The sequence below is a fragment of the Spongiactinospora sp. 9N601 genome (assembly GCF_044326295.1).
Taxonomy (GTDB): Bacteria; Actinomycetota; Actinomycetes; order Streptosporangiales; family Streptosporangiaceae; genus Spongiactinospora; species Spongiactinospora gelatinilytica.
This window is the reverse complement of record NZ_JBIRBB010000001.1, coordinates 526,047-550,233: the sequence shown is the minus strand read 5'-3', so window position 1 is coordinate 550,233 and position 24,187 is coordinate 526,047. Positions and strand designations below refer to the sequence as shown.

Below are 24,187 nucleotides of genomic sequence, written 5' to 3'. Positions count from 1 at the left end.
CGTCCAAGAGCATGCGCGGCGGTCATGCGGACCACCGGACCCGGATGGTGGTGAGGACGGTGTCCACGGCGGTGCCGGCGGCCTGGCCGCGGGTTTCGTCGCGGCCGGGGCGGGTGGGGAAGACGACGGTGTAGGCGGCGGTGCCGGTGGCGTAGACGTAGCGCCACTCGAACGGTGTGCCGGCCAGGGCGGCGCGTGTGGCCGGGTCGAGATCCAGGCGCTCCTTCCATACCTCGGCCTCGCCGAGCCGTGCGCCGCGCCATTCGGGCAGGCCGTCCTTCGCCGCCCTGGCGTCCCGGATCATGACGACCAGCCGGTCGCCCATACCGACCACGAACGTGCCGTACTGGCGTATACCAGGACCGGCCGTGCGGCGCGGGGTCAGCGTGGCGCCCTGCCGCGAGTCGCGGAAGCGGACCGACGTCGTCAGCTCGTCGAGGACGGCGGGACGCGGCGCGGGACCGCCGAACCAGGTCGTGGCCTCGTGGTAGGGACCCACCCAGACCAGGCAACTGCGCGACCGGTCCGCGGCCTCGTAGAGCACGAGGTCGTACCCCCTGCGTCCGCGTACCTCACGCCGCGCCCCCGGCAGGATCTTGCCGGGGATCACCTTGTGCTGCCCGGCGGGCGCGAGGTCGTAGGCGCGCAGCAGCCGCGGCCCGGCCATCCGCGTGTGGCCGTACCACTCCAGCCCGCCCGCCTGCTCCGGCAGGTCCACCGTCACCCGCGCGCCGTCCGCCGCCCGCAGGACGGCCTGCGCCATCGTCGCGACCATATGCCCCTCGACCTGCCCTCATCGACAGAAGTCACAAAACCCGGGTCAGGCTATGCACGCGGGCGGGCCGTCCCCTGGCGAGGACACGCCACATGGTCAACGCTTGAACCGCACCCGGTTCACCCTGGGCGCGACGAGGTGGGGCTCAGAGGTACAGGCCGGTGCCGTGGTCGGTCTGCGGGGTGGCCACGGCGTGCAGGTCGCGCTCGCGCATCACCAGGTAGAGCTGTCCCTGGACCTCGACCTCGTACTGTTCTTCGGGGTTGAACAGCACCCTGTCACCGACCTTGACCGAGCGCGCGTTGACCCCCACCCCGCACACCTCGCCCCAGGCGAGCCGGTTGGCCATCTTCACCGTCGCGGGGATGACGATTCCAGAGGTGCTGCGGCGTTCTTCCGCCTCGCCGACCGCCTTGATCATCACGCGGTCGTGCAGCATCTGGATCTCGAACTTCGGGTCAGCCACAGGGGAAGTCTATGCATCCCTGGGACCACAATTGTGGAAAGCGTTGTCTTGGCGGGATTGACGGTCCAGCGCCGGTCAGCCGCTCGTGGCGGGGGCGGGGCTGCGCCGGCGCGACTCGGGGACGATGAGCGGGGTGCGGCTCTGCGGGTCTTCGATGATCTCGCAGCGCAGCTCGAAGACCTCGGCCACCAGGTCGGCGGTGACGATCTGCGCGGGGTCGCCCTCCGCGATGATCTGGCCGTCGCGCATCACGATCAGGTGGGTGGCGTAGCGGCACGCCTGGTTCAGGTCGTGCAGTACCGCGACCAGCGTGTGGCCCTGTTCGTGCAGGTCGGCGCAGAGGTCCAGGACCTCGATCTGGTGGGCGATGTCCAGGAAGGTGGTCGGTTCGTCCAGCAGCAGGATCGGCGTCTCCTGGGCGAGGACCATGGCCAGCCACACCCGCTGGCGCTGCCCGCCGGACAGTTCGTCCACCGGGCGGTCGGCCAGGTCGGCCACGTGCGTGGCGGCCATCGCCGCGTTGACCGCCGCCTCGTCCTCGCGCGACCACTGGCGCATCAGCCGCTGGTGCGGGTAGCGCCCGCGGGAGACCAGGTCGGCGACGGTGATCCCGTCCGGCACGATCGAGCTCTGCGGCAGCAGCCCGAGCCGCCTGGCCACCTCCTTCGACGGCAGCGAGGTGATCACGCTGCCGTCCAGGTAGACGGCCCCGGTGCGCGGCTTGAGCATGCGGGCCAGGGCGCGCAGCGTGGTGGACTTGCCGCACGCGTTGGGACCGATGATCACGGTGAACGACCGGTCCGGGATGGTGATCTCCAGGTTCGTGGCGATCTCACGCTCGCCGTACCCGAGGGTGAGGTCGCTGCCGTGCAGGCGCGGGCCGGTGCCATCGATGCTCAACGTCGTTCCTTCCGCAGGAGCAGGACCAGGTAGCCACCACCGAGTGCGGCGGTGAGCACGCCGACCGGGAGCTGGACGGGCGCGAGCACGCGCTGCGCCGCGAAGTCGGCGAGCACCAGCAGCACCGCGCCCATCAGCGCGGACGCCACCAGCGTGACGCCGGGGGAGCGGGTCAGGCGGCGGGCCAGTTGGGGCGCGGTGAGCGCGACGAACGCCACCGGGCCCGCCGCGGCCGTCGCCACGCCGCACAGCGCCACCGCGACGGCCATCGCGCAGCCACGGACGCGCTGCACCTTGATGCCCATCGCGGCGGCGGCGTCGTCGCCCATCTCCATCATTCGCATGGGCCGCGACAGCGGCACGCACAGCGGCAGCAGTACCGCCAGGGCGAGCGCGACGGGCACGGCGTGCTCCCAGCCGCGCCCGCCCAGGCTGCCGGTCAGCCATGCCGCGGCCGTTGCCGCGTCGTTGATGTTGGCGCGGGTGAGCAGGTAGGAGTTGACCGCGAGCAGGATGGCGTTCACGCCGATGCCCACGAGCACCAGCCGGTAGCCGTGGACGCCGCGCCGGTAGGCCAGTGCGTAGACGCAGACCGCGGCGAGCGCGCTGCCGGCCAGCGCGCCGCCCGCGATCATCGCCGACGCCCCTCCGGCGACCGTCGCGATGATCGCCCCGGTGGCCGCGCCGGAGGTGAAGCCGAGGAAGTCGGGACTGCCGAGCGGGTTGCGGGTGAGGCTTTGGAACAGCGCGCCGCTGACCGCGAACGCCGCCCCCACCAGCAGCCCGGTGACCACGCGCGGCGCGCGCAGCCTGCCGACGATGAACTCGCTCGCCGGAGTGCCCCCGCCGGTCAGCGTGGCCACCACGTCGCCGATCGGCAGCGGGAAGTCGCCGGTGGCGATGGCGAGCACCGCGACCGCCGTGCCCGCCACGACCAGGCCCGCGGCGACGATGATCCCGCGCGGCGACAACCGGATCGAGACCCGCCGGGCGCGCAGGGCACTGATGCCTTGGCTCATAGCGCGGCGAGCCTCCCCCTGCGGACCAGCGCGATGAAGAACGGCGCGCCGAGGATCGCGCACACGATGCCGGCCTGCACCTCGCCCGGCCGCCCGATCAGCCGCCCGGCGATGTCGGAGCCGAGCAGCAGGATGGGCGCGAGCAGCGCGGAGAGCGGCAGCACCCACCGCTGGTCGGGCCCGGCCAGCGCGCGCACGGCGTGCGGCACCGCGAGGCCGACGAAGAAGACCGGGCCGATCGCCGCGGTCGCCGAGCCGCACAGCAGCGTGATCGCCACGGCGGCCAGCAGGCGGGTGCGGCCGACGCTCATGCCGAGGGCGCGGCCCGCGTCGTCGCCGAGCGCGAGTGCGTTGAGCGGCCCGGCCAGCAGCACGCCGAGCAGCACCCCCGCGGCCATGAACGGCACGAGCTGGGCGACCACGTCGCCGCCCTGCCCGGCCAGCGAGCCGGACATCCAAAAGCGCATCCGGTCGTAGGTCTCGGTGTCGATCCTGAGCAGGGCGGAGGAGGCCGCGGTGAGCACCGCGGCCATCGCCACGCCGGCCAGCGCGAGGCGTACCGGACTGGTCCCGGTGCGGCCGGCCGAGCCCAGCGCGTAGACCGCGGCGAAGGAGAGCGCCGCCCCGGCGAAGGCGAACCAGACGTAGGCCGCCGGGCTGGTCCAGCCGAGCAGGGCGAGCGCGATGACCACGCCGAACGCCGCCCCCTGGCCGATGCCGAGCAGCCCCGGGTCGGCGAGCGGGTTGCGGGTCAGGCTCTGCATCAGTGCCCCGGCCAGCCCGAGCGCGGCCCCCGTGCCGATGCCGAGCAGGGTGCGGGGCACCCGGAGTTCGCGGATCACGACGTGATCGGCGGAGCCGGTGGGCTCGGTCAGCGCCTCGACGACGGTGGCGAGCGGCATGGGCCGCGCGCCCAGCACCAGGCTGAGCACGGCGACCAGCAGCAGTAACGCGACTCCGGCGGCGAGGCCGACGCTCCGTGCGGCGTTGGCCTTTCGCGGCGCGTGGCGGGACGTCTCAGGTGTGGTCGCCGCCAGGGTGGCCGGGCTCACTCCACCCCCTCCTTCCGGTGTGCCGCCGAGGCCGGGCTACCCTCAAGCGCACGAATGAAGGTTAGCCTAACCTCATAAGATCGTATGGGAGGGGTCATGTCCAATCCTGTCCTGCACCGCCGGGGCTTCCTGACCGCGGTGGCGGGCTCCGCCGCCCTCATGGGGCTGGCCGCCTGCGGGGACGCGGGCGGCGGCACGGCGGCTTCCCCCGCGGCGAGCGGTGGTGGGTGGGCCTTCACCGACGACCGCGGCAAGAAGGTGTCCCTTTCCGCACGGCCCACCCGGATCGTGGCACAGGCCGGCGCGGCAGCGGCCCTGTGGGACTTCGGGGTGCGCCCGATCGCGGTCTTCGGCCCGCACCGGCTCAAGGACGGCGGGCGCGACCCGCAGGTCGGCGAGGTGGACATCACCAAGGTCGAATCGCTCGGCAACGTGTTCGACGAGTTCAACGTCGAGAAGTACGCCTCGCTGCGGCCGGAGCTGCTGATCAGCGGGATGTACGTGAAGGACGAGCTGTGGTACGTGCCGAAGAAGTCGGCGGCGGCCATCGAGAGCGTGGCGCCCACCGTCGGCATGCGGATCTCCGGCCCGCCGCTCGACAAGATCATTGGCAGGTACGCGGAGCTGGCGGCCTCCCTCGGCGCCGATCTCGGCGCTCCCGCCGTGGTGGCCGCCAAGTCCAGGTTCGAGGCCGCGTCGGCCAAGCTGACCGAACTGGCCGGGGAGAAGAAGCTGAAGGTGCTCATCATGTCGGGCGGCCCGGACAGCATGTGGGTGGTCGTTCCCTCGGATCACGCGGGCGTCACCTACATGAAGTCGATCGGGCTGGACGTGGTCGTGCCGGAAAAGCCCGACGCCGGGGGCTTCTTCGAGACGATCAGTTGGGAGAACGCCGACAAGTACGCGGCGGACGTGATCCTTTGTGACGACCGCGCGCGGTCGATGACCCTGGCGGAGATGAAGCAGAAGCCGACGTTCGCCAAGCTGCCCGCGGTCGCGGCGGGCCAGACGTTCCCGTGGCGGGCGGAGGAGCGGTTCAGCTATCTCGGCCACGCGGGGGTGCTCGAAGAGCTGGTCGCGGCCCTCACCAAGGCGAAGAAGCTCGTCTAGCCGGGAAGGTGCGCGCCGCGGACCTCGACGATCTCGGCCAGCGGGAACTCCAGATAGTCGCCCGCCTCCTCACACCAGGCGTCGAGGACGCCGCTGCGCAGCTCGCCGTGGCTGATGGTGGCGGTCAGGCCGCCGGTCAGCGTGATCGCCGCGCGCACCCCGCGGTCCACCACGAATCCGAGCAGCGACTGCTGCGCGGTGGGCAGGCGGGTGGCGCCGCGGCCGATGACGGCCCAGGTGCGCCCGCCCGGGCGGGGCTCGGTACCGGCCGCGCCGAGCAGCCGCCTGGCGTGCTCGCGGGGGTCGGGCGGCGGCTCGGCGATGTCGCCCGGCGGGGCCTCCAGCTCGGCGACCTGCCCGCCGGGCAGCAGGATGAGCCGCCCGCCCCGAGGTTCTTCGATCTTGGCGCGGCGGATCGTGATCTCGCCGGTGTCGTCGATCGGCACCGGCGCGTACCCCGCCTCGCGCAGCGCCGCCAGGGTGCGGTCGGCGGGGGCCGAACCGGCCAGCACGGTGGGGGCCAGGGCGCGCAGGCCGAGCCGGGACAGCCGCCGGTTGGCGGCGATCTCGGCGAGCAGGGCCGGGTCGGACGCCTGCACGATGCAGGTGACGCTGGACACGGTCACCTCGCCGTGCCGGCGCGCCACGTCGTGGACGAGGTAGCTGAGCGGCTGCGGTACCGTGCCCACGGCCGCGAGGTCGTCGAGCAGGCCGTCGGGGGTGTCGCCCGCGTCGAGCGCCCTGCGCACGCTCTGCGGGGAGAAGCGCCAGACCGAGGCCGCCGCCGCGCCGCGTGACTCCCGGTCGGCGGCGCGGTCGAGCAGCGCGGCCAGCTCCGCCGAGGGCGGGCCGGTGACCACGGCCGTCAGGTCGGCTCCGAACAGCGCGCTGCGGCGTACGCCGGCCAGCGCCCGGGTGGAGCACTCGACCAGCGCGGGGTCGTGCTCCACGGCCGGGGCGTGGTCGTCGTGCTCGGCGCCGGCCACCCGGTCCAGCGCGGCGAGCGCCCGGCCGAGGTCGGTGAGCGCGTCGTGGGCGATCAGGCCGAGCAGCCTGGCCTCGTCCAGCACGGCCGGGGCGATCTCGGCCAGCAGCGCGGGGTCCAGGGTGGGAGCGTGCCAGCCCACGTGCCGTACCAGACCCGCGCGGTCGGCGTGCGCGGTGGCGTCGGGCAGCCCGGCGAGCACGCCGAGCACCGAACGGCGGATGCGGGCGATCATCGACCCGGCCGGGTCGTCGCCGAGGACCGTCGCGTACTTGCCGTTGACCTTGCGCAGCGAGGAGCGCTCCATCCGCCACCATGCGGCCAGCAGCGCGCGCAGCCGGGTCGCGCCGTCGTCCAGCCGCCAGTGGTCGAAGCGCTCGGTGGGCACCAGCCCGCCCGCCGCCTCGTCCCAGGCCAGCAGCCTTGCCACCGCGCAGATCTCCAGCAGCAGCCGGGTCTCGTCCTCGTCGCAGGAGGTCTCCTTGGCGACCCTGCGCACCTCGCGCACGCCCACCCCGCCGCTCTTCAGCAGCGGCAGCGGCGTCTTGGCGGTGTTGTCCAGCAGTGCCGCGCAGCGCTCGACCACGTGCGGGGCCGCCAGCGCCATCAGGTGATCGACCTCCTCGGGATCGACCGGCAGCGTGGCGAGGTCGGGCGGGACGGCGGTCAGCGGCGGGTGCCAGCCGGGCCCGCGTACGGCCAGCGCGACCTCGCGCGGCATCTCCGCGACGTTCCAGCTCGGCCGGAACAGCAGGCCGTGGTCGGCCGCCCATTTCTCCGCCGACCCGGGCACGACGAACAGCCCGCCGTCCACGTCGCGTACCGGGCCCTCCCAGGCGAACTCCTCCGCCAGCCCGCGCGCGCCCCGCGGGGCCTCGGCCAGCAGCGCCGCCACCTGCGCGGGGTCGGACAGGATCTCGGACACCCGCAGCGCGGCCCGCCGTTTGGGGCCGTGGGAGGGCACGCCGAGGTTCTTCGCCAGGGCGCGCAGCGCGTCCGCGCTGATCGTCCAGGAGTTGAGGTAGTGGGCCAGCGGCTCGCCGAGGCCGCACGGCGCGGGCCACCAGCGGGCCAGCGCGGGGGCCAGGCGCACCCGGCCCTCGTCGTCGGGCCAGGCCAGGGCGTACTCGTACAGCCGGTCCAGCCAGGGGCGCACGTCGTCCTCGGGTACGGCGAGCAGCGCGGCCAGCCCGGCCACCGTGGGAGAGCCGCCGATCACCAGGCACGCCTGGGCGATCTCCAGGCAGGGCAGCGGCAGGCCGCGGACCGCCTCCGTCATCGCGATACCGTTGCCCAGCCGCTGCGCCAGGATGTCCAGGCGGCGCGGCCAGGGGGCGGCGAGGGCGTCGGGCCGGTTGGCAAGGACGCGGGCGAGCCTGTCTTCGTCGAGGGTCTTCAGCCAGCCGAGCAGGTGATCGTCCATCTCTCAGCTCTCTTTGGGGGTCGCGCGCGGGACTAACCGAGGGCCGTAGGCAACCACGGTAATGCAGATCAGATGCCTGACGGGGGAGAGCGGCCCACAATGGAACGCGTTGTGTGGGCCGCGCGGCACCGACGCCCGCTCCGCGTGGCGAGATGAGCGCGCCGGGCGTCCCGGCGTCGCCGTGCCGCCCGGCGGCTGCCTGCTATCCGGCTATCCGCCGATGACGGCCCAGACGATCTTCCCGTACGGCGGCAGCGGCGACCAGCCCCACCGCGCGCTCAGCGACTCCACGATGTGCAGGCCGAGCCCGCCGGGCTCCAGCGGCCCGGGGTGGCGCAGCACCGGGCCGCTGGCCTCGGGGTCGGAGATGGCGCAGGTGACCATGGGGCCCCGGCGGACCAGCGACAGGCGGATCTCCTGGACGCGCCGGGAGTACTCGCCAGGAGCCAGCCGAAGGCCGTGCCGCAGGGCGTTGGTGGCCAGTTCGGAGACGATGAGCGAGATGTCCTCGCACAGCGAGGGCAGGCCCCAGCCGGTGAGGGTGCCCGTGGCGAAGCTGCGCGAGCTGTGCACGGAGATCGCGTTGGGCGGCAGAACGAACGTGGCGCTGGCCGTCGCCGCCGGCGAGAGGCCGGTCACCAAGTCTCGCGCGGCGTCGGGCCACCAGCCTGCGGGCGGCCACCAGCCGGGCGCGGTCGAGTGACCGGACGCGCGCACAGCTCCGGTATGGCCGGTATGAGCGGACTGCACAGGATCATGATGATGCAAACTAGCGTGCATGTGCAAGAGCGGATGCACGTGCATCCGGGACATGCAACCGCTACCGTTACCCCTGAACCAGTACTTCTAAAGCAAAGGAGGAACTTGATCGCGGGCAGATCCAACCGCCCGCAAAAGTGACACACTGTGAATGAGTAAAACGACCTAGGAGCAGCACGTGTCGATGGATCCGCCGGGAACCGGTTCCACTGTTCGTCGCATCATGCTCGGCGCGAGCCTGCGCCGGCTGCGCGAGAGCAGAGGGCTCACCCGTGAGGCGGCCGGGTTTCACATCCGGGCCTCGGAATCCAAGATCAGCCGCATGGAACTCGGCCGGGTCGGATTCAAGACGCGTGACGTAGAAGACCTGCTCACGTTGTACGGCGTGCTCGACGACGCCGAGCGGCGGAGCCTGCTGGAGATGGTCCGCGAGGCCAACACGCCAGGTTGGTGGCACAAATACGGTGACGTGCTGCCCGGCTGGTTCAACACCTACGTCGGGCTGGAGGAGGCGGCGAGCGTCATACGCACCTACGAGGTGCAGTTCGTTCCCGGCCTGCTGCAGACGACGTCGTACGCGCGAACCGTCGTCCAACTGGGATATCCCGACGATTCGGCACAGGACATCGAGCGACGTGTGCATCTGCGCATGCAGCGGCAAGAACGCTTCACCAGGAAGGACGGCCCCCGGTTGTGGGCCGTCATCGACGAGGCGGCGCTGAAGCGGCCCATCGGCGGGCCTGCGATCATGCGCGAGCAGCTCCATCACCTGCTGGAGGTCGCCACCCTGCCCAACATCACCATCCAGGTGATGCCCTTCAGGTTCGGCATGCACGCAGCCGAGGGTGGCGCGTTCAGCATTCTGCGGTTTCCCGAGTCCGATCTTTCGGACGTCGTTTACGTCGAGCAGCTCTGGGGTGCCCTCTACCTGGACAAACGTGAGGACGTTGACCCGTACCTCACCGCCATGGAGCAGTTGTGCGTGGAAAGCACCACTCCTGGGGGCACTGCCGAGATCCTCGGCGAACTTCTCAGAGAGATATAAATGAACCACACCTACAACGGCATGCCCGCACATGACCTGATCGACGTGAGCTGGCGCAAGTCCCGGCGGAGCAATTCGACCGGCAACTGCGTCGAGCTGGCCAAGCTTCCCGACGGAAGCGTCGCGGTCCGCAACTCCAGGTTCCCGCAGGGCCCCGCGCTGATCTACACGCGCGAGGAGATGCGGGCGCTGGTCCTGGGGGTCAAGGACGGCGAGTTCGACAGCCTTCTCGTGTAACGCCGTTTCTCACATCCGGCGCACCGGCCGAAGGAGATCGGCGCGCTAGATGCGTTACGGGGTGGTCTTGCCCGGCGGGCGGACACCGGCTCACCACCGGTTCCGGCGACCGGGAATCGGGGCATGCTCGGCCGGATGACCGTGCGTCCGACGGTGGACGCCTTACGGACGCCCGGCGGACGACACATGCGGCCATCCGCGTCACCGGAGGCGGGGACACCGCGCACGACGCCCGCCACCGGCCGTGGAAGCGGCCGTCCGGGTGCGGTATCCCGCCATGCGCGGGGGGCCGGACGAGCCCGGATGAGCACGGCCCGGCGCACACCTGATGGCGTCGGCGCGCGCCCATCATGTCGCGCGCCCGCGAAGACCCTCCCGTGCGGATATCCCGGGTGCCGTAGCCCACGCGGCGCCCTCCTTCCACACGACCGCCCGACGAGATTAGACGCGCGAGTTCCACTGGAGGATTACCGGCTTTTCGTGTTCGTATCCGAGTTCGCTGTAGGTGCCGGTGTCGAGCTTGAACATCCGCCCCTCCCCGGGCGGCAGGCCCAGCCACCGGGCCGCCAGCACCCGCAGCACGTGGCCGTGCGCGACCACGGCCACCGCGCCCTCCGCCGCGCGGGCGCGGGCGATCACCTTGTCGGCGCGTTCGCCCACCTGGGCCGCTGACTCGCCGGGGTGGTCGGCGTCGCCGGGGATCACGCCGTCCCGCCAGAGGTACCAGCCGGGATGCGACCGGCGGATCTGCGGCGTCGTGATGCCCTCGTACCCTCCGTAATCCCACTCCCACAGGTCCGGCTCCACCTCATAGCCGGTGAGGCCGGCCAGGTCCGCCGTGGCCCGGGCCCGCTGGGCCGGGCTGACCAGGACGGCGGCGAACGCCCGCCCCGCGACCAGCGGCGCGAGCGCCCGCGCCTGCCCCTGGCCCCTCGCGGTGAGAGGCACGTCGGTACGCCCGGTGTGGCGGCCGTCGCGCGACCACTCCGTCTCCCCGTGTCGTAGCAGCAGCATCTCGTCCATGGTCCTTCCATCTTCTCCCGCAGGGCGGCGAGGCCCGTGGCCGGGGAACCCCGTGGGCCCCCATAGGCTCATCGGAGACCTCGAAGTCGGAGGCGTCTAAGGAGGAAACAGGATGGATCCGGTCCGGGTGGGGCTGGTGGGGGCGGGGCCGTGGGCCGCGCGGATGCACGCGCCGGTGCTCGCGGCGGGGCCGCACACCAGCCTGGCGGGCGTGTGGGCGCGGCGTCCCGAGGCCGCCGCGGGGCTCGGCGCGCCCGTCTTCACCCGGCTTGAGGATCTGTTCGAGGTGTGCGAGGCGGTGGCGTTCGCGGTGCCGCCGGCCGTACAGGCCGAGCTGGCGGTGCGGGCGGCCCGTGCGGGCAAGGCCCTGCTTCTGGAAAAGCCGCTCGCCGCCGACCTCGACGGCGCCGAGCGGGTCGCCGCGGCCGTGGCCGAGGCCGGGGTGCTCTCCCAGATGGTCTTCTCCTGGCGCTACGCGAAGGGCGTGCGGGAGTTCCTGGCCGAGGCGCGCGCGTGCGAGCCGTTCGGCGCCCAGGCCCGCTACGTCTCCGGCTCGCTGCGCCCGGAGTCGCCGTTCGCCACCCCCTGGCGGCTGGCCCGCGGCGCGGTGCTCGACATCGGCCCGCACATGATCGACCTGGTGGACGCGGCCCTCGGCCGCGTGGTGGACGTCCGTGCCCGCGGCAGCGTCCTCGGCTGGGCGGGGCTGCTGCTCGAACACGAGGGCGGCGCGCTCAGCGAGGTCTCCCTGTGCATGAGCGCCCCCGGCGAGCGCGACGCGGCCGTCACCGTGTACGGCGAGCGAGGCCGCGCCCACGTCGACCACACCGCGCTCGGCGACGACGTCGTGTTCCCGGCCATGGCCGCCGAGTTCGCCACGACGGTCAGAAGCGGCGTACCGCACCCCCTCGACGCCGCCCGCGGCCTGCACGTGCAGCGCCTGATCGCCGCCGCCGAGGCCCAGTTCACCTCCTGAGCGGCACGGCCGACAGCAGCAGCCCCGCCGCGTAGACCGCCAGTGCGAACGCCCACGAGCCCGGATCCTCGGCGGGCCGCAACGGCACCAGCCACCACGGCCGGAAGTCCCGTGGGTGGCCGCCGGCCGCGTACAGCATCACCATGAAGGCGACCAGCGGCGTACTCAGCGCCGCCATCTGCCCGAGCACCCGCCCCACCCCCAGCGCCGCCCCGGCCAGAAAGAAGAACGTCCTTCCACCCTGCCCCAGCCACTCCTGCCCCAGCCCGGCCAGTGCCCCCGCAGCGAGGCAGCCCGCCGCCGCCACGGACAGTACGAAGGCCCAGCCGGTGCTCCACAGGCGGAGCGGCCGGGGCGGGGCCGTCTCCAGGTCCCGGTGCTCGGACCGCGTGACCAGGGCGACGGCGGCGGCCAGCACGATGGGTACGGCGAAGGTCAGCGGGACGAATACGTCCCGCGCCGCCAGTGGGGGCCGTATCCACAGAGCCACCCGCCCCCACAGCGGACAGGTGAGGAGCAGCCCGGCCATGATCGCGCCGGCCGTCGCCGCGTTCCGGGCCCGTCCGCACAGCAGCGCGCCGCGCGCTGGGGAGGTCACCGGGTCCTGGGCCAGTCGGGCAGCGGGGCCTTCGGGGCCGCGCGGTCACAGGAGCCCAGTGAGTCGATGGCCGCCTCCAGCCACCGGTCCTGGACGGCGGTGTCCAGTCGCATGAACTTCTCGATGTCGCGGTCCAGGCCGCGCCACCCGGTGCCGCCGGGCAGCCCGGCCCGCAGCGCGAGGATCGAGTGGATGTAGAACGTGATCGGGGCGGCGTCCGCCGACTCCGGGTAGAGCCGGTCACCGCAGGGCAGCCGGTCGCCCTCGCGGGACACGACCGTCTCCAGGATCGACTGCGTCAGGCCGGACACAGTGGGCATGGCGTCGCCGATGTGGACGGACGCGCCGGGGCCCGCACCGGCCAGGCCGTACTGGAACAGCCGCACCGGGAAGCCCTTCAGGGTGCCGGCGCCCTGCCGGGCCTTGGTGTAGGCCGAGGTGACCAGCGGACGCAGGTACTCATCGCTCGGCCACAGGCACACCGTGCCGCCCTGCCCGGCGGGCGCGCAGGCGGGGGCGGTGGGGGGCGTGCGCTTGACCGGGATGGGGCCCGAATAGGTGACCAGGAACACCGCGGACGCCACGGCGCCTGCGACCACCAGGCCGCGCAACAGCATTCCGCCCCAGTGCTGGGCGCCGTCCAGCGACGACACGACGATCAGCGACAGGCCGCCCAGCAGCAGCCAGCACACGATGCCCGCCGCCAGGTCGCCGGGCAGGAAGCCGGCAGGGTCCCAGCGTTCGCCGAACACGGGATAGAGCAGCCCGCTCCGGCTGCGGCCGTCGTAGGCGACCAGGGCCCCGCCGAAGTACAGGGCCGCGCCGAGGGCGACGGGGACCAGTTTGCGCGGCCACAGCGAACCCACCGCGATCCCGATCGCCGCGCCGAAGACGAGGAAGGCGGCGTTGAGCGCGAGGAGATCCCACGGCAGTTCCCCGGCGGGGTTCACCTGGGCGGTCTGCCAGAAGGCCAGGGCGGTCATGACCGCGTACCCGGGCAGCGCCCACAGGCACACCGTCGCCAGCAGCGACAGCAGGCGGGCCGATCGGCCGCGGGCCGCGCCGTCCTCCAGTACGGCGTGCCCGGCGCGCCGTGCGTCGCCGGCCAGCCACGCCGCGATGACCGCCGTCAGCGGGCACAGCACGGCGCCCGCGGCGGAGTTCAGGGCGAGGCCGGTGTTGATCCACCGGCCCAGCCAGTTCTGCTGGTGCTGGAACGCGAGCCACACCGACGCGCCCCACAGCAGCGGGATGCCCGCCAGGGCGGGGCTGCGCCGCGCCCGGACCCACACGATCCGCAGGCCGGTCAGGGCCCTCATCGTTCGTCCAGGGACATCGGCGACCGGTCTTCTTTGGACATCAGCGCCAAGTACGCTCTTTCGACCTCAGAGGTGGTGACGCCGCCGGGCTCGCCCGCCAGGGCGACCAGCTCCGGCACCTCTCCAGTGAAGATCACCCGTCCGTCCTTCAGCACGACGGCGCGCGCCGCGAGTGCGGCGACGTCCTCCACCAGGTGCGTGCTGACCACCACCGTCATGGTGGCCGGCAATGCCTTGATCACCTGCCGCAGCCGGACGCGCTGCTCCGGATCCAGGCCGTTGGCGGGCTCGTCCAGCAGGATCAGATCCGGCTCATGCACGATGGCCTGGGCGATGCCGACCCGGCGCAGCATGCCACCGGACAGCTCACGCAGCCGCCGGCCGCCCGTTCCCGCGAGATCCACGAGTTCGAGCACCTCGTGAATGCGGGCCCGTAGATCGGGCCGCCGATATTTCCGCAGCCAGGCGGCGTATTCAAGGGTCTCGGCCACGGTGAAACGCGGATGGAAACCGAAATTCTGCGGAAGCAGCCCGATCCGGCGTCGCAGCCGGGCGGTCTTCCGCGCCGCCTGCCACGACAGGAGCCGCGGCGTCGCGGTCATCCGGAGTCCGTGGACGACGATCTCGCCCTCCTGGATCGGATATGCCGTCGAAAGGAGATTCATCAACGTGGATTTGCCCGCCCCGTTCGGCCCCAGCAACGCGGTCACCCCGCGAGGCACGGTGACACTGATGTTCTTCAGCGCCACCGTGCGGCCGTAGCGGTGGGAGAGTTCGGAGATCTGCACCGCGTCCATGGGTTTCAGTGTGCTCAGGTGTGCGTTTCCGGTGGCGGGGTTTCGGTGGTTTGCCAGGAGTGCCGCAGTAGGTCGGTGAAGACCTCGGTGGGCTGGGCTCCGGCGATCACGTGGGTGTGCTGGAAGACGAAGGACGGGGCGCCGGTGATGCCGAGGGTGTGGGCCTTCGCCGTGTCGGCGCGTACGGCGTCGGCGTGGGCGTCGCTCGTGAGCACCGCCTGGACGGGGCCGGGGGGCAGGCCGGTCGAGAGGGCCAGGGCGGTGAGGGTCTGGTGGTCCGAGAGCAGGGCGCCTTCGGTGGCGAAGGCGCGCATCAGGCGGTCCCACAGCGCGTCGGCGCGGCCGTGTCCGGCGGCCAGGTGGATGAGGCGGTGCGCGTCGAAGCTGTTGACCGGGCGGGCCTCGGCCATGTTCAGGCGCAGGCCGAGTTCGGCGGCGAGGCGGTCCAGCATGGTGATCGCCTCGTCGGCCTGGGCCGGGGACAGGCCGAGGTCGCGCTGGATCCGGCGGGGGACGCGCAGCGGCGGGTTCGCGGGGTCGTCGTGGCGCGGGCCGGTCGGGTCGAGTTCCAGGCTGCGTACTCGCACGTCCACGCGGTCGCGGTGGGCGAAGCCGGCGAGTGCGGCCTGGAAGCGGTGCCTGCCCAGGTAGCACCAGGGGCACACGACGTCGGTCCATATCTCAACGCTGATCCTCTTGCCGTCCATGAGGCTCACGCTAGGATATGAGCTTTCTTTTGGTAAGAGCGTACTTTTCAGTAAGCTCCTGACATGTCCAATGCCACAGATGCCCCCGCGACGCTGAACGACGTCTTCCAGCGGGACTGCCCCGGCCGGGTGGTCATCGAGCACATCACCGGTCGCTGGGGAATGCTCATCCTGGTGGCGCTCTGCGAGCGGCCCATGCGCTTCTACATGCTGCGCGACCGGATCGGCGGGATCAGCGAGAAGATGCTGTCCCAGAACCTCAAGACGCTGGTCCGCGACGGGCTGGTGGAGCGCGAGGTCGAGCCGTCCACGCCGCCCAAGGTCACCTACCGGCTCTCCCCGCTCGGCCGCGAGCTGGCGTGCGCGGTGCGCACGCTGGTCGCCTTCATCGGCGAACGGGTCCCCGCCATCATGGCCGCGCAGCGGCGTTACGACCGCGGGGACGGCCTGCCTGACGGGGATTGATACCGTTTGCCGGACGCGCTGCGCACAGCGAAGTCCGGTGGGAGACCGGCGCTGTCCCGCAACTGTGACGGCCCCTGTGAGGGCCGAAGCCAGGTCGCCTGTGCGCCGCGCCGACGTCACAGCCCTCGCGGAAAAGGGTGATCCGTCGCTTCAGCGGGTCTCTCGGTTCCAGCGACTCTGGAAAGGATTCCTTGTGAGGCCCATGAGATCGGCCTTCGCGGGTGTCCTGCTCGGAGTGCTGGCGCTGGCCGGATGCGGTCAGACAGGCACGACGGGCGGGCAGACCGCCGCCTCGGCGACACCCGCGGCCTCCTCCGGCGCCGGATTCCCGGTCACCGTACAGGCCGGCAACGGCTCGGTGACCATCGCCGAGCGCCCGCGCCGCATCGTCTCGCTCAACCCCACCGCCACCGAGAGCCTGTTCGCGATCGGTGCCGGACCGCAGGTCATCGCCGTCGATGACCTGTCCAACCACCCGAAGGAGGCGCCGAAGACCGCCCTGTCCGGGTTCAAGCCCAACGCCGAGGCGATCATCGCGCAGAAGCCGGACCTGGTGGTGCTCAGCAACGACCTCGGCGGCGTGGTGACCGCCCTGCAGAAGGTCAAGGTACCGGTGCTGCTCGAACCGGCCGCGACCAAGCTGGCCGAGAGCTACGACCAGATCACCGACCTCGGCGCGGCCACCGGCAACGCGGACGGCGCCGCGAAGGTCGTGGCGGGCATGCGCGAGAAGATCGAGAGCCTGGCCGCCGCCGCGCCCAAGGACCACAAGCTCACCTACTACCACGAGCTGGACGTCACGCCGTACTCCGCGACCTCCGGCACCTTCATCGGCGAGATCTACGGCCTCTTCGGGCTGCGCAACATCGCCGACGAGGCCCCCGACGCGGCGGGCGGCTATCCCAAGCTGTCGGCCGAGTTCGTCGCCAAGGCCGACCCCGACCTGATCTTCCTCGCCGACGTCAAGTGCTGCGGCCAGTCCAGGGAGACGCTGGCCAAGCGGCCGGGATGGGGCGGCCTTTCGGCGATCAAGAACGACCGGGTGGTGCGGCTCGACGACGACATCGTCTCCCGCTGGGGGCCGCGCGCGGCCGAGTTCGCCCAGGTCGTCGCCGACGCGGTCGAGAAGGCCGCGGCGGACAGGTGACGCACTCCCCGTCCGCCCGTCAGGGCCGGCCGCCGCACGCGACCGCCCCGGACGGGCAGGCGCGGGCCTCGGCGCGGCTGCGGCCCTGGTGGGTCGCCGTCGCGCTGGTGGTCCTGCTGGGCAGCCTGCTGGCCGGGCTGCTCACGGGGGCCGCCGATATCCCCGTCCCAGGAGTCGTGCTCCAGGCCGTGGACTGGCTGCCGTTCGTCTCGGCGGACCACGGGCTCTCCCCGGTCGAGCAGGGGGTGCTGATGGAACTGCGGCTGCCCCGGGTGCTGATCGCCGCCGTGGTGGGCGGCCTGCTCGCCGTGGCCGGGGCCGGATACCAGGGCGTCTTCCGCAACCCGCTGGCCGATCCCTACCTGCTCGGGGCCGCCGCGGGGGCCGGGCTCACGGTGACGCTCGCGATCGTGCTGATCGGCGGGGACGCCGGGGCCGCGCTGGTGCCGCCGATGGCGTTCGGCGGCGCGGTCGGCGGGGTCTTCCTGGCGTACGCGCTCGGCCACACCGCCCGGCGCGGCGGCACCGCGACGCTGGTCCTGGCCGGGGTCGCGGTCACCTCCTTCCTCACCTCGATCCAGACCTTCGTCCAGCAGCTCAAGGTCGAGGAACTCCAGCGCATCTACGCCTGGATCCTCGGCGACATCGGCGGCGGCTGGGAGGACCTGTGGCTGGTCGCCCCCTACGCCGCGTTCGCGGCGGTGGCCATGCTGCTGCACGGCCGCATGCTGGACGTGCTGTCGGTCGGCGACGACGAGGCGGTCAGCCTGGGCGTGCGCGCCACCCGGGTACGCCTGGCCGTACTGCTGGCCGCGTCCCTGGCCACGGCGGCGGCGGTCGCGGTGAGCGGGCTGATCGCGTTCGTCGGCATCGTGGTCCCGCACCTGGTGCGCCGCCTGGCGGGCGGGTCCTACCGGGTGGTGCTGCCGCTCTCGCTGATCGGCGGGGCGGCCTTCCTGGTGCTCGCCGACCTGGTGGCGCGGACCGTGCTGGCCCCCGCCGAACTCCCCATCGGCGTCGTCACCGCGTTCGTCGGCGCGCCGTTCTTCGTCTTCGTGCTCCGGGTCACCCGCAGGGTGGACACATGAGCATGATCTCCGTCAGCGGGCTCACGGTCACCCTGGACGGCCGCGAGGTGCTCCGCGGCGTCGATCTCGGCGTGCGGCGCGGCGGCTGGCTGGCGATGATCGGCCCCAACGGGGCCGGGAAGTCCACGCTGCTGCGCACCCTGGCCGGGGTGCTGGACGGCCAAGGGGAGATCCTGATCGACGGAACGCCCGCGGCCGGGCTGTCGCCGCGGCGGCGGGCCCGGCTGGTCGCGTTCGCCCCGCAGACCCCCGCGCTGCCCCCCGACATGACCGTCTTCGACTACGCGCTGCTCGGCCGTACCCCCTACATCCGCTACCTGGGGCGGGAGAGCCGCGCCGACCGCGAGGTCACCGCCGGGGTGCTCGACCGGCTGGACCTGGGCGGGTTCGCCGCGCGACGGCTGGGCCACCTGTCCGGCGGCGAACGGCAGCGCGTCGTGATCGCCCGCGCCCTCGTCCAGCAGGCGCCCGTACTGCTGCTCGACGAGCCGACGACCGCGCTCGACCTCGGGCACCAGCAGCAGGTGCTCGAACTGGTGGACCGGCTACGGCTCGCCGACCGGCTCACCGTACTGTCCTCCTTGCACGACCTGAGCCTGGCCGGGCAGTACGCCGACACCATGACACTGATCGCGGGCGGCGCGACGGTCGCCTCCGGGCCCCCGGCACAGGTGCTGACCGAGGAGTTGATCGCCGCCCACTTCGGGGCGACCGTGAAGGTGGCGGCGGGGCCGGACGGAAGGCCCCATGTCCACCTGCTGCGGGGGGATCGATGAACGACGGCCCGGTGCTCGGCCTGCGGACCGAGGACGGCGCACGGCTCGGGGCGCTGCTGTGGGAGTTCGGCCCCGGGTGGCGGATGATCTCCTCGGCGGTGCTGGGTGGCGGCATCGGGCCGCGCGAGTGGGTGCTGAACGCCCAGGTCGTCGCCGGGTACTCGCGGATGGACCCGGCCGAGCACCTGGCCGCACTGGGCCCGGCCGCCAGCGCGGGTGTGGGGATGATGACCGCCGCGAAGGTCGAGCGGTACACCCTGGCCGCCGACGGCGGCGTCCGTGCGCTCGCCACGGTCGGGCTGCGGGTGCCGACCTGGGCCGCCGCGCCCGAAGGAGCGCAGGACCCGGAACCGGCGCCGCTTCTCGGCCACCGGGCGACCGTGCCGGGGACGATCAACATCATCGTGGCCGTGCCCGTGCCGATGACCGACGCGGCACTGGTCAACGCGGTGATGACGGTGACGGAGGCGAAGACCCAGGCGCTGGCCGAGGTGGGGTTCCCCGGTACCGGCACGGCCTCGGACGCGGTGTGCGTCGCGGCGCCGATCGGCTCGGCCACGGGGGAGCCGGGCGAGCCCTTCGGCGGGCCGCGCTCGACCTGGGGGGCGCGCGTCGCGCGGGCCGTCCACAGCGCGGTACGGCAGGGCGCGGACGACTGGGACGCCCATCGGTGACGGGCGTTCCGCTGTGCGGCGCCGTCGTCGGACACGTATGTGACCCGATTTGATAACGCCGTAGGGCGATATTTGGCTTAGTGGCGATACTTGTATTGACTTATCCAGGCCGGTTGGGAACCTTGTCGTATCCCGTTGACTGCTCCAGTGGGGGAGGCGTGATGCGGCGCCGTGGTCCGTTGATCCGGCTCGCGCTCGGTGCGCTGGCCGGTGTGGCCGGTGTGACCTCCGCGGCCGTACCGGCGCTGGCGCACGAGCACCCGAGCGGCATCACCGACCTCGTCACCCCCGCCGTGGTGCGCGTCGAGGCGGTGGCGCACGTGGAGATCACGTTGCTCGACCATGTCGGCGAGCTTCAGCATGTGGAGCGGTCCTACGAGGTGCCGATCGGCAGCGGTACCGGCGTGGTGGTCAACCCCGAAGGCGCGGTCGTGACGCTGACCAGGGTGGTCAAGTCCGATGACGACGCGGCGGTCTACGCGGCGAACAAAATCTTCGCCGACCACCACAAAGTGGACATTGAGCAAGATTTTCGGCGGCACCGGCTGGACGACGCGACCCTGAACCGGCACCTTCAGCAGTGCTATCCGCCGAAGACGGCCACCGCGACCTGCCTTACCAAGGTAACCCCGCAGATCAAGATATTTCCGAACATCTCGCCCGCCGACAAGGAAGGGATCAACGCCGAGATCGGTTACACCGGCGACGATCCCGACAACCCCGCCGTGCTCCTCCCGGTGGGCCGCGCCGACGGCGGCGCCGGCCTGCCGACCGCTCCGCTCGCCGCGCGCGTGCCGGACAAGCCCGGCTCGCCGGTCTCGGTGGCCGGGTTCACCGGCAGGCCCGCCGCCGACCGCCCGCATCTGATCGACATCGCGCACATCGACGCCGGTGGGGCGGGCCAGGCGGGCCGCCCGTTCAAGGACCCGGAGGGCAAGGCCGACGAACCGCGCAAGACCGGCGAACTCATCGCCAAGGGCCTGGCCGGAGCGCCCGTGATCGGCGACAAGGACGGGGCCGTCGTGGGGCTGCTCGCGGGCGGCGCCGGAGAGGGCCGGATGATCGGCGTCAGGGAGGTCACCAAGGCGCTGGCCGAGGCCAAGGTCGAGCCCCGGCGCGGGCCGCTGGACGCGGCCTTCGAGGTGGCGCTGACCCGGTTCCACACGAAGTACTTCGGCGACGCCGTACCGGCCCTGCGCCGCGTCCTTGAGCTGTACCCGGGGCACGTGGTGGCCGCCAAGCACCTGAAGACCGCGCAGGAGAAGCGCGGCGGGCCCGACGACGCCGGGGCCCTCGCCGCGCCCGTGCAGGCCGGCGGTGACGTCCCGCTGTGGCCGTTCATCGCCGGGGCGGGCGTGCTGGTGGCCGCCGTGATCGGCGGCACGGTGCTGATCCTGCGCCGCCGGGCGCGCCCGGACACCGTCGCCGCGGTGCGGACGACGCCGACCGCCGAAGCCGATCGGAGGGTCGTCCCCGCCGTACCGTCCCCGCCGCAGGCCGCCGGGCACGACCCCGCGCTGGGCGAGCCGTCGGCGGCCGACGTGACGCGGATCGTCGCGCGCTCGGCGGTGCCGCCGGGCCTGCCCGCCGTACCGGAGGGCGCGCAGGGACCGTCGCTGCTCACCGCCCGGCAGCCCACGGCCCCGCCCACCGGCGTACCGGGCAGGGTGGGGCAGCGGTTCTGCACCGCCTGCGGAATGGGCCTCGGGCCCGCCCACCGGTTCTGTGGCTACTGCGGCCACCCGGCCGAGACGTGATGCCGGTGAACGAGCGCTCGCTGATCGGCCAGGAGGTGGCCGGCTACCAGGTGGAGGAGATCGTCGGCCGGGGCGGCATGGCCGTGGTCTACCTCGCCATCGACACCCGGCTCGACCGCCGGGTGGCGCTGAAGATCCTGCATCCGGCGCTCAGCGCCGACGACCGCTTCCGCCAGCGCTTCGTGCTGGAGTCGCGGATGGTCGCCGGGATCGACCACCCCAACATCATCCCGATCTACGAGGCCAACGCCGACGGCGAACTGCTCTACATCGCCATGCGCTACGTCGCCGGGATGGACCTGCGCCGGCTCTTCCTGGACCGGGGCCCGCTGGAGATCAGCCAGGTCAACCGGATCTTCGCCCAGGTGGCCGCGGCGCTGGACACCGCGCACGCGCACGACCTGATCCACCGCGACGTCAAGCCCGCCAACATCCTCGTCGCCGGGGGCGCGACCGGCGAGCACGTCTACCTCACCGACTTCGGCATCACCAAGCACCAGTCCTCGATCTCCGGGCTGACCCGCACCGACCAGTTCATCGGCACGCCCCGCTACATGGCCCCCGAGCAGATCAACAAGGACCGTGTGGATGGGCGCTGCGACCAGTACGCCCTGGCGTGCGTGGTCTACGAGGCGCTGGCCGGGCGGCTGCCGTTCCAGCGGGACAACGACATCGCGCTGCTGTGGGCGCACCTGGCCGAGACGCCCGCGCCGCTGAGCGGCCTGCGCCCGGAACTCCCGCTCGACGTGGACGGGGTGATGGCCCGGGCGCTGGCCAAGTCGCCCGACCAGCGGTATCCGAGCTGCGCCGACTTCGTCTCCGAACTGCGGGACGCGATCGACGGCAGGGCCGTGCCCACGGTGGCCGGGCCCGCGCCCGCCCCGCCGGACGCGGCCCCCGTCACGCGGCCTTCCCCGGCGCCACCGGGCGCGCGGCGCGGCAACAGGGGGATCATCGTCGCCGCCGCGGCGGCCGTGGCGCTGATCGTGGCGGTCGCGGCCGTGCTGGCCGTACTGCTGCGCGGCGGCGAATCCGGATGGACCCGGTACGCGGGCTCGGCCGCCGCGCCGCTGCGGTTCGAGCATCCCGGCGACTGGACCGCGCGGACCCACACGGACGTGTTCGCGGTGGCCTCGCCGCACGGGGCCGCCTTCGAGCGGCTCTTCGTCACCCCGGTCAGCGCCGACTGGAGCGAGGCCAACCGGCTGCTGCGCGATGACCCGGAGACGGCCACCGGCCTGTTCGTGCAGGTCCTGGACACACTCGACCCCAACGCGGGCGCGCAGGACCTCCAGGAGACCCTGCGTTCCTCGCTGCCCGGCACGGTCAGCATCACCTCGGGCGTCGTGCAGGTGCCGGTGGGCGGCAGGCCGGCCGTGCGGATCGAGGGGACGCTCGCCGACCCGCAGGGCGGCGGCAGCCTCGACCTCATCGGCTACGCGGTGGACCGGCCGGGCGCGGCGGCGCTGCTGGTGTACTTCTGCGCGCCCGGCACCTGCCGGGACGAGGTGGCGCAGCGGATCGCCGGGAGCGTGGAACTGCGGTCCTCCTGAGGGACCGGCACTTGGGACTCACTTGGAATCGGGTTGCCTGGGCGATTTGTCCGGTATGCAGGGACGGTTCCGCACTCTAGGCTCCGGCTGACGCCACTCGGAGGTACTGCCATGGAGCCCAGGGACGCGATCCGCGTCGTGATCGCCGACGACCAGGCGATGGTCCGCGCGGGACTGCGCATGGTCCTCGAATCCGAGGCCGACATGCGGGTGGTGGGCGAGGCCGGCGACGGGGTGGACGCGGTCGCGGTGGCCCGCCGCACCGCCCCGGACATCGTGCTGATGGACATCCAGATGCCCCGCATGGACGGCCTGGCCGCCACCACCGAGCTGCTGTCCCGGCCCAGCCCGCCCAAGGTGATCGTGCTGACCACCTTCGACAGCGACGACAACCTGTACGCTGCGCTGCGCGCGGGCGTCAGCGGCTTCCTGCTCAAGGTCTCACCGCCGGAACAGCTCGTGGACGGCGTACGCGTGGTCGCGGCCGGAGAGGCGCTGCTCGACCCGGCCGTCACCACGCGGGTGATCGCGTCCTTCGCGGGGCGGCGCGACCCCGTGCCGCCGCCCCGCCTCGGCCTGCTCACCCCCCGCGAGCTGGAGGTGCTCGGCCTGCTCGCCAGGGGGCACAGCAACGCCGAGATCGCTCGCACGCTGTTCGTCGGCGAGGCCACCGTCAAGACCCACGTCGCGCGGGTCCTGATGAAGCTCCACCTGCGCGACCGCGCCCAGGCCGTGGTGTTCGCCTACGAGGCGGGCGTGGTACGTCCGGGCGCCTCCGGATAGAACGCCGCCCACTCCGCCGGGCCCATCCGCAGGATCCGCACGCCGACCGAGCCGAGCGCCACCGCGGGCAGCGCCCAGAACGGGATCGTCGCCGGCCCGTACGGCACCAGCATCGACCCCAGCACGCCCGCGGCGACCAGCGCGGGCACCCACCAGTGCGCCTGCCCGGCCCGCCAGACCGCCACCGTGAGCAGCGGCAGCCCCACGATCCCCAGGTACAGCCACGGGATGGTGAACCCGAAGATCACCCCCGGCAGGTCCAGCACCTCCCCGGCCAGCCGCTCGGCCTCCTCCGCCGGGTAGCGCTCCCCGAACCACCAGGCCACCGGGTCGGTGAGCAGCAGCGCCGACATGCTGCCGTAGCCGACGACGGTCATCGCCCCGGCGATGTGGCCGAGCGTCACCGCCCGCCGCCGTACCAGGTGGAGCAGCCCGAACGCGGCGAACGCGGTGAGCAGCCAGCTCCAGTGGTAGAGCACCGACTGCAACTGCGCCATGGCCGGATCGTCGCCGAAGCTGACGGCCTCCCGGTCGTCCCCCCAGGTCCCCGGGTCCACGATGACGGCGGCGGTCTGTAGCAGCGGGGCCACGATCAGCAATGATCCGGCGGCCACGCGCCTGAAGGTGGTCGGGTCGTCGAGCACGAAAGCCCCCTGGTCGCTCGTGGACGGCGGAGGCCGTGCCCGCCCGCCGTACTGTCGGAGGGGACGCTATCCGCGCGTCCCGGCACGGGTCGTCCGCCCGGCGGTGGAC

At 72.7% G+C, this 24,187-nt stretch carries 25 protein-coding genes and 1 riboswitch; of the genes, 12 read left to right on the top strand and 13 right to left on the bottom strand.

Annotated features, from left to right (window positions below):
* Positions 1–22: 22 nt before the first annotated feature.
* From ACH34R_RS02405 to ACH34R_RS02385, 5 genes are all read right to left on the bottom strand, one after another.
* Complete coding sequence (locus ACH34R_RS02405; RefSeq protein ID WP_397559618.1) at positions 23–763, bottom strand: hypothetical protein; 741 nt, start codon at positions 761–763, stop codon at positions 23–25.
* A 157-nt stretch (positions 764–920) separates the two neighbouring features.
* Positions 921–1,241, bottom strand: coding sequence for a GroES family chaperonin (locus ACH34R_RS02400; RefSeq protein WP_397559617.1), 321 nt, complete (start codon positions 1,239–1,241; stop codon positions 921–923).
* A 75-nt stretch (positions 1,242–1,316) separates the two neighbouring features.
* The gene (locus ACH34R_RS02395; protein ID WP_397559616.1) at positions 1,317–2,141 is read right to left on the bottom strand and encodes an ABC transporter ATP-binding protein; all 825 of its coding nucleotides are present in this window, start codon (positions 2,139–2,141) and stop codon (positions 1,317–1,319) included.
* A complete protein-coding gene (locus ACH34R_RS02390) occupies positions 2,138–3,160 on the bottom strand; it encodes a FecCD family ABC transporter permease (protein ID WP_397559615.1) in 1,023 nt (340 codons plus the stop codon). Before ACH34R_RS02390 ends, ACH34R_RS02395 begins: the two co-directional genes overlap by 4 nt.
* Positions 3,157–4,212, bottom strand: coding sequence for a FecCD family ABC transporter permease (locus ACH34R_RS02385; protein ID WP_397559614.1), 1,056 nt, complete (start codon positions 4,210–4,212; stop codon positions 3,157–3,159). The genes ACH34R_RS02390 and ACH34R_RS02385 overlap by 4 nt, the downstream gene beginning before the upstream one ends.
* A 96-nt stretch (positions 4,213–4,308) precedes the next feature.
* On the opposite strand from ACH34R_RS02385, the gene ACH34R_RS02380 reads away from it, so the two are divergent.
* Positions 4,309–5,322: an ABC transporter substrate-binding protein gene (locus tag ACH34R_RS02380; RefSeq protein WP_397559613.1), complete on the top strand. Its 1,014-nt coding sequence runs from the start codon at positions 4,309–4,311 to the stop codon at positions 5,320–5,322.
* Here the strand turns inward: ACH34R_RS02380 and ACH34R_RS02375 are convergent.
* Positions 5,319–7,730, bottom strand: coding sequence for a helicase-associated domain-containing protein (locus ACH34R_RS02375; protein WP_397559612.1), 2,412 nt, complete (start codon positions 7,728–7,730; stop codon positions 5,319–5,321). The two genes, ACH34R_RS02380 and ACH34R_RS02375, sit on opposite strands and share 4 nt — an antisense overlap.
* Before the next feature lie 210 nt (positions 7,731–7,940).
* Positions 7,941–8,447 carry an ATP-binding protein gene (locus ACH34R_RS02370; RefSeq protein WP_397559611.1) on the bottom strand — a complete coding sequence of 169 codons (507 nt, stop codon included), beginning with the start codon at positions 8,445–8,447 and terminating at the stop codon, positions 7,941–7,943.
* A gap of 265 nt (positions 8,448–8,712) precedes the next feature.
* On the opposite strand from ACH34R_RS02370, the gene ACH34R_RS02365 reads away from it, so the two are divergent.
* Together ACH34R_RS02365 and ACH34R_RS02360 are read left to right on the top strand one after the other, a co-directional pair.
* Positions 8,713–9,534 carry a helix-turn-helix domain-containing protein gene (locus ACH34R_RS02365; protein ID WP_397559798.1) on the top strand — a complete coding sequence of 274 codons (822 nt, stop codon included), beginning with the start codon at positions 8,713–8,715 and terminating at the stop codon, positions 9,532–9,534.
* On the top strand, positions 9,535–9,771 hold the full coding sequence (locus ACH34R_RS02360; RefSeq protein WP_111165537.1) for a DUF397 domain-containing protein: 237 nt from the start codon (positions 9,535–9,537) through the stop codon (positions 9,769–9,771).
* Positions 9,772–10,212: 441 nt separating this feature from the next.
* Here ACH34R_RS02360 and ACH34R_RS02355 read toward each other — a convergent pair whose 3' ends face one another.
* Entirely contained in the window at positions 10,213–10,794 is a 582-nt protein-coding gene (locus tag ACH34R_RS02355) for a histidine phosphatase family protein (protein WP_397559610.1), read from the bottom strand.
* A gap of 112 nt (positions 10,795–10,906) precedes the next feature.
* Here ACH34R_RS02355 and ACH34R_RS02350 point away from each other — a divergent pair, with 112 nt between their 5' ends.
* Positions 10,907–11,770, top strand: a complete 864-nt coding sequence (locus tag ACH34R_RS02350; protein WP_397559609.1) for a Gfo/Idh/MocA family protein — start codon at positions 10,907–10,909, stop codon at positions 11,768–11,770.
* Here the strand turns inward: ACH34R_RS02350 and ACH34R_RS02345 are convergent.
* Genes ACH34R_RS02345 through ACH34R_RS02330 form a run of 4 tightly spaced genes read right to left on the bottom strand, consistent with a single transcriptional unit; the run spans position 11,760 to position 15,191 of the window.
* Positions 11,760–12,368 carry a hypothetical protein gene (locus ACH34R_RS02345; RefSeq protein ID WP_397559608.1) on the bottom strand — a complete coding sequence of 203 codons (609 nt, stop codon included), beginning with the start codon at positions 12,366–12,368 and terminating at the stop codon, positions 11,760–11,762. The genes ACH34R_RS02350 and ACH34R_RS02345 overlap by 11 nt on opposite strands.
* Positions 12,365–13,687: a hypothetical protein gene (locus tag ACH34R_RS02340; protein ID WP_397559607.1), complete on the bottom strand. Its 1,323-nt coding sequence runs from the start codon at positions 13,685–13,687 to the stop codon at positions 12,365–12,367. Before ACH34R_RS02340 ends, ACH34R_RS02345 begins: the two co-directional genes overlap by 4 nt.
* Positions 13,684–14,484 carry an ABC transporter ATP-binding protein gene (locus ACH34R_RS02335; protein WP_397559606.1) on the bottom strand — a complete coding sequence of 267 codons (801 nt, stop codon included), beginning with the start codon at positions 14,482–14,484 and terminating at the stop codon, positions 13,684–13,686. The genes ACH34R_RS02340 and ACH34R_RS02335 overlap by 4 nt, the downstream gene beginning before the upstream one ends.
* Positions 14,485–14,498: 14 nt before the next feature.
* Positions 14,499–15,191 (bottom strand): DsbA family oxidoreductase, encoded by a 693-nt coding sequence (locus tag ACH34R_RS02330; protein WP_397559605.1) that lies wholly within the window; start codon positions 15,189–15,191, stop codon positions 14,499–14,501.
* A gap of 63 nt (positions 15,192–15,254) precedes the next feature.
* Between ACH34R_RS02330 and ACH34R_RS02325 the strand changes: the two genes are divergently transcribed.
* The 8 genes from ACH34R_RS02325 to ACH34R_RS02290 all read left to right on the top strand — a co-directional run bounded on the left by ACH34R_RS02325 (position 15,255) and on the right by ACH34R_RS02290 (position 23,434).
* Positions 15,255–15,656: a winged helix-turn-helix transcriptional regulator gene (locus ACH34R_RS02325; RefSeq protein WP_397559604.1), complete on the top strand. Its 402-nt coding sequence runs from the start codon at positions 15,255–15,257 to the stop codon at positions 15,654–15,656.
* Positions 15,657–15,688: 32 nt separating this feature from the next.
* A riboswitch (cobalamin riboswitch) is annotated at positions 15,689–15,750 on the top strand.
* A 108-nt stretch (positions 15,751–15,858) separates the two neighbouring features.
* Positions 15,859–16,803 carry an ABC transporter substrate-binding protein gene (locus ACH34R_RS02320; RefSeq protein ID WP_397559603.1) on the top strand — a complete coding sequence of 315 codons (945 nt, stop codon included), beginning with the start codon at positions 15,859–15,861 and terminating at the stop codon, positions 16,801–16,803.
* Positions 16,804–16,880: 77 nt separating this feature from the next.
* Positions 16,881–17,891 (top strand): FecCD family ABC transporter permease, encoded by a 1,011-nt coding sequence (locus ACH34R_RS02315; RefSeq protein WP_397559797.1) that lies wholly within the window; start codon positions 16,881–16,883, stop codon positions 17,889–17,891.
* The gene (locus tag ACH34R_RS02310; RefSeq protein ID WP_397559602.1) at positions 17,888–18,667 is read left to right on the top strand and encodes an ABC transporter ATP-binding protein; all 780 of its coding nucleotides are present in this window, start codon (positions 17,888–17,890) and stop codon (positions 18,665–18,667) included. The genes ACH34R_RS02315 and ACH34R_RS02310 overlap by 4 nt, the downstream gene beginning before the upstream one ends.
* A complete protein-coding gene (locus ACH34R_RS02305; protein ID WP_397559601.1) occupies positions 18,664–19,341 on the top strand; it encodes an adenosylcobinamide amidohydrolase in 678 nt (225 codons plus the stop codon). The genes ACH34R_RS02310 and ACH34R_RS02305 overlap by 4 nt, the downstream gene beginning before the upstream one ends.
* A gap of 161 nt (positions 19,342–19,502) precedes the next feature.
* Entirely contained in the window at positions 19,503–21,098 is a 1,596-nt protein-coding gene (locus tag ACH34R_RS02300) for a hypothetical protein (protein ID WP_397559600.1), read from the top strand.
* Positions 21,098–22,651 (top strand): serine/threonine-protein kinase, encoded by a 1,554-nt coding sequence (locus ACH34R_RS02295; protein WP_397559599.1) that lies wholly within the window; start codon positions 21,098–21,100, stop codon positions 22,649–22,651. The genes ACH34R_RS02300 and ACH34R_RS02295 overlap by 1 nt, the downstream gene beginning before the upstream one ends.
* 111 nt (positions 22,652–22,762) lie before the next feature.
* Entirely contained in the window at positions 22,763–23,434 is a 672-nt protein-coding gene (locus tag ACH34R_RS02290) for a response regulator (protein ID WP_397559598.1), read from the top strand.
* Here ACH34R_RS02290 and ACH34R_RS02285 read toward each other — a convergent pair.
* Positions 23,395–24,078 (bottom strand): hypothetical protein, encoded by a 684-nt coding sequence (locus ACH34R_RS02285; RefSeq protein ID WP_397559597.1) that lies wholly within the window; start codon positions 24,076–24,078, stop codon positions 23,395–23,397. The two genes, ACH34R_RS02290 and ACH34R_RS02285, sit on opposite strands and share 40 nt — an antisense overlap.
* Between the last annotated feature and the right edge of the window lie 109 nt (positions 24,079–24,187).